The organism is Rhizobium sp. WW22, from assembly GCF_047041135.1.
Classification (GTDB): domain Bacteria; phylum Pseudomonadota; class Alphaproteobacteria; order Rhizobiales; family Rhizobiaceae; genus Rhizobium.
This window is the reverse complement of the sequence record NZ_CP178198.1, coordinates 2740001-2754510: the sequence shown is the minus strand read 5'-3', so window position 1 is coordinate 2754510 and position 14510 is coordinate 2740001. Positions and strand designations below refer to the sequence as shown.

Below are 14510 nucleotides of genomic sequence, written 5' to 3'. Positions count from 1 at the left end.
CGAGGGAGAGACCGATGAGCTTCAAGGCTGCTGCCATCCAGATGTGTTCCGGCGTCGATCCGGTGAAGAACGCGGCTGACATGGCGCGCCTAGTGCGCGACGCCGCCTCGCAGGGCGCCGTCTATGTGCAGACGCCGGAGATGACCGGTGCCGTGCAGAAGGATCGCCCGGGGCTGCGCGCCGTGCTGCGGGACGAGCCGAACGATATCATCGTCAAGACGGCCTCCGAACTGGCGAAGGAACTCGGCATCCATCTTCACATCGGCTCGACGGCCATTGCGCTCGATGACGGCAAGATCGCCAATCGCGGTTTCCTCTTCGGTCCTGACGGCAAGCTCATCAATCGCTACGACAAGATCCATATGTTCGATGTGGATCTCGACAATGGCGAGAGCTGGCGCGAAAGCGCTGTCTACCGGCCGGGATCGGAGGCGCGCATCGCGTCGCTGCCGTTTGCTCAACTCGGCTTTTCCATCTGCTACGACGTACGCTTTCCGCAGCTCTTCCGCGCCCAGGCTGTTGCCGGCGCCGAGGTGATGACGGTGCCTGCCGCCTTCACGAAGCAGACCGGCGAAGCGCATTGGGAAATCCTGCTGCGCGCCCGCGCCATCGAAAACGGCATGTTCGTCATCGCCGCCGCGCAGGCCGGCAAGCATGAAGACGGCCGCGAGACCTTCGGCCATTCGATGATTATCGATCCCTGGGGCAAGGTGCTGGCATCCGCCGGCGGTACGGGCGAAGCTGTCGTCATCGCCGAGATTGACACTGCTGCCGTCAAATCAGCTCATGACAAGATACCGAACCTGAAGAATGCGCGCGAGTTTTCGCTGGAAAAGATCGCGACGCCGGCGGCTGGAGGCGTCGCTGCTTGATCCGTTATTCGCTTACCTGTGACAATGCCCATGAGTTCGAGGGCTGGTTTTCCGAAAGCGCCGATTTCGATCGCCAGGTCGCAAGCGGTTTCCTCACCTGTCCTGTCTGCAATTCGGGTGCGATCTCCAAGCTCCTGATGGCGCCTTCGGTTTCGACGGCTCGCAAGAAGGATGAGTTGCAGACGCTCGCGATGGACGCAGCGCGCAAGCAGGCCTTAGTGAAACTCAAGGAAGCGGTCGACGCCATCAAGGCCAATGCCGAGGATGTTGGTACGAAATTCCCGGAAGAGGCCCGCAAGATCCATTACGGCGAGGCGGATGCGCGCGGGATCATCGGCAAGGCGACGCCGGACGAGGCACAGGCACTCGTCGAGGAAGGCATCGAGATCGCCGCCATTCCTGTGCTGCCCGACGATATCAACTGATGCCGGTCGCCGGCAGCCAACATCTCGCCATGTACAATTTCGGACTGCATGTCGAGGCCTATGAAAGCCCTGCCGTCGAGGGGTTTCGCCTGCGCGAGGCGGCGAATTTCGAGGCGGCGGCCCGTGCTCACGGTTTCATTGGCCGCTCTGGCTATGCCGGCGAGCCTGGTACGGCCTGTTGGGGCGAGCAGATCTTTCCACGTTTCATCGAGGGTAGTGGCTTTCAGACCGCACCATCATCTCTATCGCTTTGGGCCGATATCGAATCGCTTATGGCATTCACCTATAGTGGCGTGCATGCCGACGCCCTGAAACATGGTCGGCACTGGAATGTCAGGCAGAGCTGGCCACCGCTTGTCCTTTGGTGGGTGGACGCTGGAACCGTACCGCGGTGGCAGGATGGGGTAGAGCGCCTAGAACACCTTCACGATTATGCCGCAGGCCCAAGGGCGTTCTCATTCAAACAGCCCTATGGATCCGATGGTCAGCCGCTTGAGATCGACCGTTCTCGTATCAAGGAAATCGTTGCGCTCAACGCTGCCACGCAGGGCGAGTTACTGGCGCATGTGCTGACACTGAAGATCTGAGGCAGATGCGTGATCAGCTCAGGTTCGCCCGCTTCGCCAACAGCATATAGTTGACGTCCATATCTTTCGATAGGTTCCAGCGGTCCTGCAGCGGCGAATAGAAGACGCCCGTGCGAGCGGTGATCTCGAGGCCGCTTGCGGCAAGCGGCTTTTCGATCTCCTCCGGACGCACGAGCTTTTCGTATTGATGGGTGCCGCGCGGCAGCCATCTCAGCACGTTTTCCGCCGCAAAGATGGCAAGTGCCGCCGCCTTCATGGTGCGATTGATGGTCGCGACGAACATTAGGCCGCCGGGGCGCACCATTTTCGCGCAGGTCGACAGGAAGAATTCGACGTCGGCGACATGCTCCACCACTTCCATGTTCAGCACGATATCGAAGGTTTCGCCGGCTTCGGCCAGCTGCTCGGCCGTGACGGCGCGGTAGTCGACGGGGACGCCGGAGGCTTTTGCGTGCGTCGAGGCGATGCCGATATTCTTTTCGGAAGGGTCGGCGCCAATGACGGCGGCGCCCATGCGCGCTACCGGCTCCGACAGCAGGCCACCGCCACAGCCAATGTCGAGCACGCGCAGGCCCTCAAGCGGCCTGCTGCTCTTCGGGTCGCGGTCGAAATTCTCGCAGGCGCGGTCGCGGATATAGGCAAGGCGCACAGGATTGAACTTGTGCAGCGGCTTGAACTTGCCGGTGGGGCTCCACCACTCGGCCGCCATGGCGGAGAAACGGTCCACTTCGCTCTGGTCGATCGTGCTCTTTGCCGTTTCGTTCATGGCTTGCTCCGTGATTTGCGTCGTTCGAAGGTTCGGACGACCGCACGCAATAATTCTATCCCGTAGGGTGAAGTCGGACGATCGATGCGCGATGTCAAGGGCCTCGACCTTCGATCGGCTGTGGGCTATCCCGATCAGGAGGCGCGAATTGCGATGCGAAGGTTGACATGGAGGTATCTTATGGCCGATCAATCCCCGGGGCTGTGAAATGGACTTTCGGGACCGGGATCGATTGCGATCGACCGGCTTGTAGAGGAGTTCCTCATGAGACCACTCCGTCTCGCGACGGCCATCGCCATGGCTTGGCTCGCGGCCAGCCATGCAAATGCCGGGGACGGCAAGGGGTTTCGCCTGACGATCGACGGCATTAGCGTCGGCATCAATCCCGGCGATACGCTCGAAGTTACCATGAAGGACGGCAGCAAGGTGCCTGTAGAGCTGCAGCGCAGCGAAACGGTGACGTTTACGGGCGGCAAATTCTCCTTCGATCATGATGGCAAATTCACGGTCGCAAAGACGGATCTCGGAGACGGCGTGCAGCAATATGCGCTGATGACGCCGATCGGCACCGGCATCATCGTGCAGGTCTATAAGGGTCTCAATCCTTCGAGTTATACCGATGTCGTCCTGCAGCAGATGGTGCAGGAGAGCCTCAATGGCGGCGCGAAGATCAGCAAGCGGCCAACCCAGCGCACATTGCCGAGCGGTACCGTATTGAAGGGTATCAAGGCGGAGACGACCACGGACGACGACGTCATGGAGTATGAGATCGTCGCGACCGGCCGGCCGGAAGGCGGGGTGCTTGTCGCCACCTTCCTCAACAGGGAAAACCTGCCCAGGGAAGAGGGCATTCTCGACAAGCTCTGGTCGACCTTAAAAGTTGATTTTTAGAGTAAGCTTTTAGCTGCTGAGGTATCCAGCGCTATTGCACCTGCCCGACAAACTCGCTAAGAGACGGCCCCATTGAGATCACGCTTTTCCGGCTACCGAACCGGGAGGGCGATTTTGCATGTCGGGCTTATCGCGTTCAGCCGCCCGGCGCAGGGTACTGGTAGAGGCACATGGCACGCATCGTGATGAAATTCGGCGGGACCTCCGTCGCGGATCTGGACCGTATCAAGAATGTCGCACGCCATGTGAAACGCGAGGTCGATGCCGGACACGAAGTGGCAGTCGTCGTTTCCGCCATGTCCGGCAAGACCAACGAACTGGTCGGCTGGGTCCAGAACATGCCGAAAGTCTCCGGCGCCAACCACTCGATCTACGATGCGCGCGAATATGATGCCGTCGTGGCTTCGGGCGAGCAGGTCACATCAGGCCTTCTGGCGATTGCGCTGCAGGCCATGGGCATCAACGCCCGCTCGTGGCAGGGCTGGCAGATCCCGATCCGCACCGACAACGCCCATGGCGCCGCCCGCATTCTCGAGATCGAGGGCGAGGACATCATCCGCCGCATGGGTGAGGGCCAGGTCGCCGTCATCGCCGGCTTCCAGGGGCTCGGCCCCGACAACCGCCTCTCGACGCTTGGCCGTGGCGGTTCCGACACCTCGGCCGTTGCGATCGCCGCCGCGGTCAAGGCCGACCGCTGCGACATCTATACCGATGTCGATGGCGTCTATACGACCGATCCGCGCATCGAGCCCAAGGCACGTCGCCTGAAGAAGATCGCCTTCGAGGAAATGCTCGAAATGGCCTCTCTCGGCGCTAAGGTGCTGCAGGTGCGCTCGGTCGAGCTCGCCATGGTGTTCAAGGTTCGCACCTTCGTGCGCTCTTCTTTCGAGGATCCCGATGCTCCGGGCATGGGCGATCTGCTTAACCCGCCCGGAACGCTGATTTGTGACGAGGAAGAAATCGTGGAACAGGAAGTAGTCACCGGCATTGCCTATGCCAAGGATGAGGCCCAGATCTCGCTGCGCCGTCTTGCCGACCGGCCGGGTGTTTCCGCGGCGATCTTCGGGCCGCTGGCCGAAAACCACATCAATGTCGACATGATCGTCCAGAACATTTCCGAGGACGGTTCGAAGACCGACATGACCTTCACGGTTCCGTCCGGCGATGTCGAGAAGGCGCTGCGCGTCCTTGGCGAGAACAAGGAAAAGATCGGCTATGACGTGATTCAGAACGAATCAGGTCTGGTCAAGGTTTCTGTGATTGGTATCGGTATGCGCTCGCATGCAGGCGTGGCCGCGACCGCTTTCAGGGCACTTGCCGAAAAAGGTATCAACATCAAGGCTATTACGACGTCAGAAATCAAGATTTCCATCCTGATCGACGGTCCTTATGCAGAACTCGCAGTCAGGACTTTGCATTCCTGCTACGGTCTGGATAAGAGTTGAGTCACGACTGCTGACGACGGACCGTGACGGAGGCGAGTTTCGGCCGGCCCTGACGTGGGCAAGACGAGCATGACATCTTGATTCGGGAGCTAGTGGCGCAATGAGAGACCTATCCGGCGGTCCACGCGTTCTGCTCAAGCGGCTACGCGAATTGATGGCGGAGCCGCTGGAGCCGCAGGAGCGCCTTGACCGGATCGTCCGCCAGATTGCCAGCAACATGGTCGCCGAGGTGTGCTCGGTGTACGTGCTGCGTGCCGACGGAGTCCTCGAGCTTTATGCCACCGAGGGTCTGAATAAAGAGGCCGTACACCTTTCGCAATTGAAGATGGGGCAGGGCCTCGTCGGCACGATTGCTGCTTCCGCCCAGCCGCTCAATCTTTCGGACGCGCAATCGCATCCGGCCTACCGCTACCTGCCGGAAACCGGCGAAGAGATTTATCACTCCTTCCTCGGCGTGCCGATCCTGCGCACCGGCCGGTCGCTCGGCGTTCTCGTCGTCCAGAACAAGGCGAGCCGCACCTACCGCGAGGAAGAGCTGGAGGCGCTCGAAACGACGGCCATGGTGCTGGCCGAGATGATCGCGACCGGCGAGCTGAAGAAGATCACCAAGCCGGGTCTGGAGCTTGACCTCACACGCTCCGTCACGATTGATGGCGACAGCTACAATGAAGGGATCGGCCTCGGCTATGTCGTGCTGCACGAGCCGCGTATCGTCGTCACCAACCTGCTAAACGAGGATACCGACAAGGAAATCGGCCGTCTCGCCGAAGCGCTGGGATCGCTGCGCATTTCGATCGACGACATGCTCTCGCGCCGCGACGTTTCCATGGAAGGCGAACATCGCGAGGTTCTTGAAACCTACCGGATGTTCGCGCACGACCAGGGCTGGGTGCGCAAGCTCGAGGAAGCCGTCCGCAATGGCTTGACCGCTGAAGCCGCCGTCGAAAAGGTGCAGAGCGACACCAAAGCGCGCATGATGCGCCTGACCGATCCCTATCTGCGCGAACGCATGCATGATTTCGAGGATCTGGCAAACCGGCTTTTGCGGCAGCTCATCGGACATTCCGGGCGTACCAGCGCTGAAGGCTTTCCGAACGACGCGGTCATCTTTGCGCGTGCGATGGGTGCGGCGGAACTGCTCGATTATCCGCGCGCCAATATTCGCGGCCTGGTGCTGGAAGAGGGCGCGGTCACGAGCCATGTCGTTATCGTGGCGCGCGCCATGGGCATTCCGGTCGTCGGACAGGCGGTAGGTATCGTCGCGCTGGCGGAAAATGGCGATTCGGTCATCATCGATGGTGATGGCGGCCACGTTCACCTTCGGCCTATGGCCGATCATCAGCGCTCCTATGAGGAGAAGGTCCGGTTTCGTGCCCGCAGGCAGGAGCAGTTCCGGGCTCTGCGCTCCGTCGAGCCGGTCACCAAGGACGGACAACGCATTTCGCTGCTGATGAATGCCGGCCTGCTGGTGGACCTGCCGCAGCTTGCGGAATCAGGGGCCGAGGGTATCGGCCTGTTCCGCACCGAGCTGCAGTTCATGATCGCCTCGACCATGCCGAAGGCGGATGAGCAGGAAGCCTTCTATCGCAATGTCCTGAAGCAGGCGGGCGGCCGTGTCGTCACGTTCCGCACGCTCGACATCGGCGGCGATAAGGTCGTTCCCTATTTCCGCGCGCATGAGGAAGAGAACCCGGCGCTCGGCTGGCGTGCCATCCGCCTCTCGCTCGATCGTCCCGGCCTATTGCGCACGCAGCTCAGGGCCATGCTCAAGGCGGCGGCCGACAACGAATTGAAGATGATGGTACCGATGGTCACGGAAGTCTCCGAGATCAGGGCCGTGCGCGAACTTCTCCAGAAGGAAGTGCAGCACCTCTCGCGCTTCGGGCACAGCCTACCGCGCAAGCTGCAGTTCGGCGCAATGCTCGAGGTGCCCGCGCTCCTGTGGCAGCTGGACGAGCTGATGGCGGAGGTTGATTTCGTCTCGGTCGGTTCCAACGACCTGTTCCAGTTCTCGATGGCGGTTGATCGCGGCAATGCCCGCGTTTCGGATCGCTTCGATCCGCTCGAGCGGCCGTTCCTGCGTATCCTCCGCGATATTGTGCGCGCTGGCGGACGCAACAAGACGCCGGTGACGCTTTGCGGCGAACTGGCGGGCAAGACGATTTCCGCTATGGCCCTGCTCGGAATCGGTTTCCGCTCGGTTTCGATGTCGCCGGCCTCGATCGGCCCGGTCAAGGCAATGCTGCTCGGGCTCGACCTCAAGGCCTTGTCCGAGGTCATGGAGGCCGCACTCGATGACAGGCAGCCGACGAGTTCCATGCGGGATATCCTTGTGCGCTTTGCCGAGAGCCACAATATTCCGCTTTAGCGTCCGATCCTGAAAAGCACGAAGCGGTTTGCAGGCAGGATCATGCGCATCACAACATCAAAGCAGAGATAATAAGAAGAATTGGAGTAGAGGGTGGCGAAGCTCCCCGTTGAAAAAATGCGCGAGTTGGAACGTCGTTTCGGCGAGATCGAGGCGCGCATGTCCGCCGGTCCGGCCGCGGATGTCTATGTGAAGCTTGCTTCCGAATATTCCGAGCTGCAGCCGGTCGTGACCAAGATCCGCGATTATGAGCGCGCTCTAGCCGAGGCTGCCGATCTTGAGGCCATGCTCTCCGACAAATCGGTCGATCGCGAGATGCGCGATCTTGCCGAGATGGAGCTGCCCGAGGTCAAGGAGCGCATCGAGGCGCTGGAAAGGGATATCCAGGTCGAGCTTCTGCCGAAGGACGCAGCCGACGAGAAAAGCGCGATCCTGGAAATCCGCGCTGGCACCGGCGGCTCCGAGGCGGCGCTTTTTGCCGGCGATCTTTTCCGGATGTATGAGCGTTTCGCCGCCAGCAACGGCTGGAAGGTGGAGGTGCTTTCGGCGAGTGACGGCGAAGCCGGTGGTTTCAAGGAAATCATCGCCACCATCAGCGGCAAGGGCGTGTTTTCCCGGCTGAAGTTCGAATCCGGCGTCCATCGCGTGCAGCGCGTGCCGGAAACCGAGGCGGGCGGGCGCATCCACACCTCGGCGGCGACCGTTGCCGTTCTGCCGGAGGCCGAGGAGATCGATATCGAAATCCGGCCCGAGGATATCCGCATAGACACCATGCGCTCATCCGGCGCCGGCGGCCAGCACGTCAACACGACGGACTCGGCGGTGCGCATCACGCATCTTCCCTCCGGCATCGTCGTCACGAGTTCGGAAAAGTCGCAGCACCAGAACCGCGCCAAGGCCATGCAGGTCCTGCGGTCGCGCCTCTTTGATATGGAGCGCCAGCGCGCCGACAGTGAGCGTTCGGCCGACCGCAAAAGCCAGGTTGGCTCCGGCGATCGCTCCGAGCGCATCCGCACTTATAATTTCCCGCAAGGGCGCGTTACCGATCACCGCATCAACCTGACGCTCTACAAGCTCGACCGGATGATGGAAGGCGAGATCGACGAGGTGGTCGATGCGCTTTTGGCGGATTATCAGGCGAGCCAGCTCGCCCAGCTCGGCGAACAGGCATGAGCGGCGGGCAGGGGCCAACCATATCCGGGCTCCTGCAGGAGGTGCGCTCGCGTTTTGCCGAGGCCGAACTCGACGATCCCGCCACGGAAGCCCGCATTCTTGTCGGCGGCCTTCTTCGCCTTTCCGCGACCGGGCTGGTGACGCGCGGTTCCGAGCGTGTGTCCGAGGATGATGCCGCGACGGTACGGGCGGCGATTGCCCGGCGGCTCAATCATGAGCCGGTCCATCGCATTCTCGGCGAACGCGAGTTTTATGGTCTCTCCCTGCGGCTGTCGCCAGCGACGCTCGAGCCGCGGCCTGATACGGAAATTCTCGTCGATACGATGCTGCCTCATATCAGGCGTCTTGAATCCAAGATCGGCAATATCCATATACTGGACATTGGAACGGGTACCGGGGCCATCTGTTTGGCTCTGCTCCATGAAAGCCCGCAAGCGACGGGTGTCGGTTCCGATATTTCCAGCGAAGCGCTGGAAACGGCTCGCGGGAACGCTGAGCGAAATGGCCTGGCAGAGCGGTTCATGACCGCGCATGGAAGCTGGTTTGACACCATCCACGAACGTTTTCATTTGATTGTCTCAAATCCGCCCTATATTGCGTCCAATGTCATTTCCACTCTCGCTCCAGAAGTAAAGGATTTCGATCCTCCCGCGGCCCTTGACGGGGGCCTTGATGGGCTGGATGCTTACAGGGCGATCGCGAAGGACGCGGCTCGGTTCCTGCATCCGGACGGTATGATAGGTGTGGAGATCGGCTACGATCAGCGTGAAACGGTGACTTCAATTTTTGAAGGAGCAGGATTTTCCCTCGTCGAGGCGGTCCGTGACTACGGGCAGAATGACCGGGTTCTTGTGTTTGAATTTCAACATTAATGCGACGTTTTCAGCGGATTTGTGAGACCCGTTGCTATCGCAAAGAAAAAGCTTGGATTTCCTGAGGAAGCAATATAGGTTGCGCTCACGCGTTGGGCGGCTGGGAATGAGCGAGACGATTCGCTTATCTTGGACAGCCTCGGGGAACCGCTCTCTGGTAAGAGTGTCAAAGGTTGAAGATAACCCAATGCGTGATCAGTTTAATCTGACGTAGTCGAGCGGCAGACCGGCGCTAAAGCGCAGTTTGCTTGCGGCACGAAAGCCCTGGTTTGGCAGTGTCCGAACCGCGGCGGCAGGTGTCGTGTATAATTTTATCCCAACGAAGAGAATTCAGGTGAAGGATCTATGAGGCCAGGACAGCAGAACAAGCGCGGTCGGGGGCGTGGTAACAACAACAACGGCGGCGGCGGAAATAACAACAACAATTTCAACCGCAAGGGCTCGAACCCGCTGACCAGGACTTACGACAGCTCTGGTCCCGATGTGAAAATCCGCGGAACCGCACAGCATATCGCCGAGAAGTACGCGGCCTTGGCTCGCGATGCTCAAAGCTCCGGCGACCGCGTCATGGCGGAAAATTACCTGCAGCATGCCGAACATTACAATCGGATCATTGCCAGCGCGCAGGCGCAGATGCAGGAGCGCTACCAGCGCGACGATCATCACAACTACAATGACCGCGATAATGCCGAGCGTGACATCGATGATATGGATGCGCAGGAAATGGACGATCAGCCGCAGATGGCTCAACCTCACGTTCGCCAGCAGCAGGCTGCTCCAGCCGTTGCTGCTGCTCCGGCCAGTGAGCCCGAAGTCATCAACGGTACCGGCCCGCAGCCGGTGATCGAAGGCATTCCGGCCGAAGTGGCGATCGAAGAGGAGACTCCGGCGGTCGCTGCCACCGAGCGCCAGCCGCGCCGTCGCAGTGCAGGCGGCAATCGTCCGCGCCGCCAGCCGCGTCGCAGTGCTGCAGCCGAGGGCGATGACCAGGGTGAAGCCGGGTCGAGCGAAGCTCCGGCTTTGGCGGACGCTACCTCGGAATAAGTCGCTCCGCTGGAGTGAACGAGTTAATAAAGCGAGAATGCAGGAATGGCGGCGAAAGCCGCCATTCCTTTTTGCATGGCGGGGTAGTCCCTTTCCGGACCAACCGGCGCTTCTTCGATTGCCGAAGCAAATGGAGCCACTCCGTCCGGTTTTTCCATTCCGCGACCCTTTAAACTCTTCGAATATCCTCCCATATTCCCCTCAGTTGTCTTGTCGCAAATCTCAACGGCGGAAAGGCGGGGCCTGCCTCTAGGGGGGGCTCAATCTCAATCATCGGTCTGTGCCGGTCCGGGCAGAGCGATTCATGGAGGTCTCATATGAATATCGAAAAATACTCCGAACGGGTTCGCGGTTTCCTGCAATCCGCTCAAACCAATGCGCTTGCGCAAGGAAATCAGCAGTTCACCCCCGAGCATGTTCTCAAGGTGCTTCTGGACGACGACCAGGGCATGGCTGCTTCGTTGATCGAACGCGCCGGCGGTGACGCCAAGGCTGCGCGTCTTGCCAATGATGCCGCGCTTGCCAAGCTGCCGAAGGTTTCCGGCGGCGACGGTCAGGTCTATCTCTCGCAGCCGCTCGCCAAGGTCTTTACCACTGCTGAAGATGCCGCGAAGAAGGCTGGCGACAGTTTCGTCACTGTCGAGCGTCTCTTGCAGGCTCTGGCCATCGAACCCTCGGCTTCCACTTCGGCGAGCCTGAAGAAGGCCGGCGTTACACCTGTCGCCCTCAATCAGGTCATCAACGATATCCGCAAAGGCCGCACGGCCGACTCGGCCAATGCGGAGCAGGGCTTCGATTCGTTGAAGAAATATGCCCGCGACCTCACCGCCGAGGCCCGCGAAGGCAAGCTCGACCCTGTGATCGGCCGTGACGACGAAATCCGTCGCACGATCCAGGTCCTGTCGCGCCGCACGAAGAACAATCCTGTGCTGATCGGCGAGCCCGGCGTCGGCAAGACGGCCATCGTCGAAGGCCTGGCGTTGCGCATCGTCAATGGCGACGTGCCGGAATCGCTGAAGGATAAGAAGCTGATGGCGCTCGACATGGGCGCGCTGATCGCCGGTGCAAAATTCCGCGGCGAGTTCGAAGAGCGGCTGAAAGCCGTGCTCAACGAGGTGCAGTCGGAAAACGGCGAGATCATCCTGTTCATCGATGAGATGCACACCCTCGTCGGGGCCGGCAAGGCTGACGGCGCCATGGATGCGTCCAACCTGCTGAAGCCCGCGCTTGCGCGCGGCGAACTGCATTGCGTCGGCGCGACCACGCTTGATGAATACCGCAAGCATGTCGAGAAGGATCCGGCCCTTGCCCGCCGCTTCCAGCCCGTCATGGTCGAGGAGCCGACGGTCGAAGACACGATCTCGATCCTGCGCGGCTTGAAGGAAAAATACGAACAGCATCACAAAGTGCGCATCGCCGATGCCGCGCTGGTGGCTGCCGCAACTCTGTCGAACCGCTACATCACCGACCGCTTCCTGCCGGATAAGGCCATCGACCTGATGGACGAAGCCGCAGCGCGTCTGCGCATGCAGGTGGATTCGAAGCCGGAAGAGCTCGACGAACTCGATCGCCGCATCATTCAGCTGAAGATCGAGCGCGAGGCGTTGAAGAAGGAAACCGACCAGGCCTCGGCTGACCGGCTGAAGCGGCTGGAAACGGATCTTACGTCTCTGGAAGAGGAAGCCGATGCGCTGACTGCACGCTGGCAGGCCGAAAAGCAGAAGCTTGGTCTTGCCGCCGACCTGAAGAAGCAGCTCGACGATGCCCGCAACGAGCTCGCCATTGCCCAGCGTAAGGGTGAGTTCCAGCGCGCCGGCGAGCTTGCCTATGGCGTGATCCCCAATCTTGAGAAGGAACTGCACGCCGCGGAAGAGCAGGATAGTGCCCGTGATTCCATGGTGCAGGAGGTCGTCACCGCCGACAACATCGCCCAGGTGGTTTCCCGCTGGACCGGGATCCCCGTGGACAAGATGCTGGAAGGCGAGCGCGACAAGCTGCTCAGGATGGAAGACGAGCTGGCAAAATGGGTCGTCGGTCAAGGCGATGCTGTTCAGGCCGTCTCTCGCGCCGTTCGCCGCTCTCGCGCCGGCCTGCAGGATCCGAACCGGCCGATCGGCTCGTTCATCTTCCTCGGCCCGACCGGTGTCGGCAAGACGGAGCTGACCAAGGCGCTTGCCCGCTTCCTCTTCGACGACGACACCGCGATGGTGCGCATCGACATGTCCGAGTACATGGAAAAGCACTCCGTGGCCCGGCTGATCGGCGCTCCTCCCGGCTATGTCGGCTATGAGGAAGGCGGCGCGCTGACCGAAGCCGTCCGCCGTCGGCCCTATCAGGTCGTGCTGTTCGACGAGATCGAAAAGGCGCATCCCGATGTCTTCAACATCCTGCTTCAGGTTCTGGATGACGGACGGTTGACGGACGGACAGGGCCGCACGGTCGATTTCCGTAACACGATGATCATCATGACTTCCAATCTGGGCGCGGAATATCTGACCCAGCTGAAGGATGGCGATGACAGCGATCTGGTGCGCGAGCAGGTGATGGAAGTCGTCCGGTCGCATTTCAGGCCGGAATTCCTGAACCGTATCGACGAAATCATCCTGTTCCATCGCCTGAAGCGCGATGAGATGGGCGCGATCGTCGATATCCAGCTGGAGCGGCTGCTGAAGCTGCTGTCGGAACGCAAGATCACGCTCGAACTCGATGACGATGCCCGCAACTGGCTCGCCAACAAGGGTTACGATCCGGTCTATGGTGCAAGGCCGCTGAAGCGGGTGATCCAGAAATACGTCCAGGATCCGCTCGCCGAACAGATCCTTTCGGGTCAAATTCCGGATGGTTCGCTCGTCAAGGTCACCAGCGGTTCGGACCGGCTGTTGTTTCGTCCGCGCCAGGCGGTAAACGAAGCGGCCTAAGCTATAGCATGTGAATAAATGCGGATGGCGGTCTTCGGGCCGCCATTTTGCCATCGGCCGCAGCCGCAGCCCCAATTTAAAATGGCTGAGCGGCTGGGGCTATTTGCTGGCGATCTGCTTCGTCTTCTCGTCGGTTAGCAGTGTATCGATGCGCTTGCGTTCTTCCTGGAATTTGGCGAGCGCATCGCCTTCAAGCGATTTGCCGCCGGGAAGGCGGATGCGCAACGGATCGACCTTCGTACCGTTGACGATCAGCTCATAGTGCAGGTGAGGACCGGTCGCGAGACCTGTCGAGCCGATGAAGCCGATCACCTGTCCCTGCACGACCTTCGCGCCGGGGACGACGCCCTTGGCGATGGCGCTCTGGTGATTGTAGGAGGAGACGTAGCCGTTCGCATGCCGGATCAAGGTCTGATTGCCGAAACCGCCGGAATCCCAGCTGGCCTTTTCGACGATGCCGTTGCCGGCAGCGATGATTGGCGTGCCCCGCGGTGCTGACCAGTCGACGCCGGTATGCATGCGGGCAAAGCCTAGGATCGGGTGGCGGCGCATGCCGAAGCCGGATTTGAAGACGCCGGTGGGAACAGGGTTGCGCAGCAGGAATTGCCGGATGCTCTTGCCGGCCTCGTCGAAGTAGTCGATCGAGTGATCGGTCGGATCCTCGAAGCGGTAGAAACGGGTGACGTTATCGCCGAAACGGGCGTTGACGTAGAGCAGCTCGGAATCGGCCGTCGCCTGCCCCTTGTCGTCAGTGACGGAGAAGAATGCTTCGAGCGAATCCGTCGGCTTTAGCTGTGCCTGAAAGTCGACATTGCTCGCGAGCAGCTTGACGATCTGCGCCACCATTTCCTTGGTCATGCCGTAGGAAAGGGCGGCGCGATAGATGCCGTCATAGACGCTCGGCAGGTCACGGCCGGCCGCCAGGGCGGGTGCGTCATTGTCGAAAGCCGTCGAGATGGCATCGAGCATTGGCGGGGCGCTGCCGGCAACGAAGTCGCCATGATCGTTCTGCGCGACGGTCAGCAGATGTTTCGTGCCGCGATAGATGCTGGCGCGGATGATTTTTGCCTGCTCGCCTTTCTGCAGGATGCCGATGCGCAGCACGTCGCCGGCGGAGACATCGGACGAACCGAAGAGCGGCTGGATCTT

The 14510-nt window shown here is 60.7% G+C and carries 13 protein-coding genes (1 of these 13 cut by a window edge); 10 read left to right on the top strand and 3 right to left on the bottom strand.

Going from position 1 to position 14510, the window contains the following annotated elements; all coding sequences use genetic code 11:
• Positions 1-14: 14 nt before the first annotated feature.
• The 3 genes from ACK83U_RS13605 to ACK83U_RS13595 are packed head-to-tail and all read left to right on the top strand — an operon-like array spanning position 15 to position 1884.
• Positions 15-872, top strand: a complete 858-nt coding sequence (locus tag ACK83U_RS13605) for a carbon-nitrogen hydrolase family protein (protein ID WP_112607654.1) — start codon at positions 15-17, stop codon at positions 870-872.
• Positions 869-1297, top strand: coding sequence for a DUF1178 family protein (locus ACK83U_RS13600; protein WP_112400579.1), 429 nt, complete (start codon positions 869-871; stop codon positions 1295-1297). The genes ACK83U_RS13605 and ACK83U_RS13600 overlap by 4 nt, the downstream gene beginning before the upstream one ends.
• Entirely contained in the window at positions 1297-1884 is a 588-nt protein-coding gene (locus ACK83U_RS13595; protein ID WP_112607652.1) for a DUF3291 domain-containing protein, read from the top strand. Before ACK83U_RS13600 ends, ACK83U_RS13595 begins: the two co-directional genes overlap by 1 nt.
• Before the next feature lie 13 nt (positions 1885-1897).
• Here ACK83U_RS13595 and ubiG read toward each other — a convergent pair whose 3' ends face one another.
• Positions 1898-2650, bottom strand: a complete 753-nt coding sequence (ubiG, locus tag ACK83U_RS13590) for a bifunctional 2-polyprenyl-6-hydroxyphenol methylase/3-demethylubiquinol 3-O-methyltransferase UbiG (protein ID WP_112607650.1) — start codon at positions 2648-2650, stop codon at positions 1898-1900.
• 264 nt (positions 2651-2914) lie between these two features.
• Between ubiG and ACK83U_RS13585 the strand changes: the two genes are divergently transcribed.
• The 6 genes from ACK83U_RS13585 (at position 2915) to ACK83U_RS13560 (ending at position 10443) form a co-directional block, all read left to right on the top strand.
• Positions 2915-3541, top strand: a complete 627-nt coding sequence (locus tag ACK83U_RS13585) for a hypothetical protein (RefSeq protein WP_183874512.1) — start codon at positions 2915-2917, stop codon at positions 3539-3541.
• A 170-nt stretch (positions 3542-3711) separates the two neighbouring features.
• Complete coding sequence (locus tag ACK83U_RS13580; protein ID WP_112336476.1) at positions 3712-4986, top strand: aspartate kinase; 1275 nt, start codon at positions 3712-3714, stop codon at positions 4984-4986.
• A 100-nt stretch (positions 4987-5086) separates the two neighbouring features.
• The gene (gene ptsP / locus ACK83U_RS13575) at positions 5087-7354 is read left to right on the top strand and encodes a phosphoenolpyruvate--protein phosphotransferase (RefSeq protein WP_112607648.1); all 2268 of its coding nucleotides are present in this window, start codon (positions 5087-5089) and stop codon (positions 7352-7354) included.
• Positions 7355-7447: 93 nt separating this feature from the next.
• Positions 7448-8527, top strand: a complete 1080-nt coding sequence (gene prfA, locus ACK83U_RS13570) for a peptide chain release factor 1 (RefSeq protein ID WP_112412697.1) — start codon at positions 7448-7450, stop codon at positions 8525-8527.
• The gene (prmC, locus tag ACK83U_RS13565) at positions 8524-9399 is read left to right on the top strand and encodes a peptide chain release factor N(5)-glutamine methyltransferase (RefSeq protein ID WP_112607646.1); all 876 of its coding nucleotides are present in this window, start codon (positions 8524-8526) and stop codon (positions 9397-9399) included. The genes prfA and prmC overlap by 4 nt, the downstream gene beginning before the upstream one ends.
• A gap of 345 nt (positions 9400-9744) precedes the next feature.
• Positions 9745-10443, top strand: coding sequence for a DUF4167 domain-containing protein (locus ACK83U_RS13560; protein WP_112607644.1), 699 nt, complete (start codon positions 9745-9747; stop codon positions 10441-10443).
• Between the two features lie 23 nt (positions 10444-10466).
• Here the strand turns inward: ACK83U_RS13560 and ACK83U_RS13555 are convergent, their stop codons facing one another.
• On the bottom strand, positions 10467-10601 hold the full coding sequence (locus ACK83U_RS13555; protein ID WP_412474634.1) for a hypothetical protein: 135 nt from the start codon (positions 10599-10601) through the stop codon (positions 10467-10469).
• 159 nt (positions 10602-10760) lie between these two features.
• Between ACK83U_RS13555 and clpB the strand changes: the two genes are divergently transcribed.
• Positions 10761-13361: an ATP-dependent chaperone ClpB gene (clpB, locus tag ACK83U_RS13550; protein WP_112336481.1), complete on the top strand. Its 2601-nt coding sequence runs from the start codon at positions 10761-10763 to the stop codon at positions 13359-13361.
• Positions 13362-13460: 99 nt separating this feature from the next.
• Here the strand turns inward: clpB and ACK83U_RS13545 are convergent, their stop codons facing one another.
• Positions 13461-14510, bottom strand: partial view of a M23 family metallopeptidase gene (locus ACK83U_RS13545; protein WP_112336482.1) — the 3' portion only. The gene runs 891 nt beyond the window's last position; only the last 1050 of its 1941 coding nucleotides appear in the window; the start codon falls outside the window, past its right edge; it ends in the stop codon at positions 13461-13463.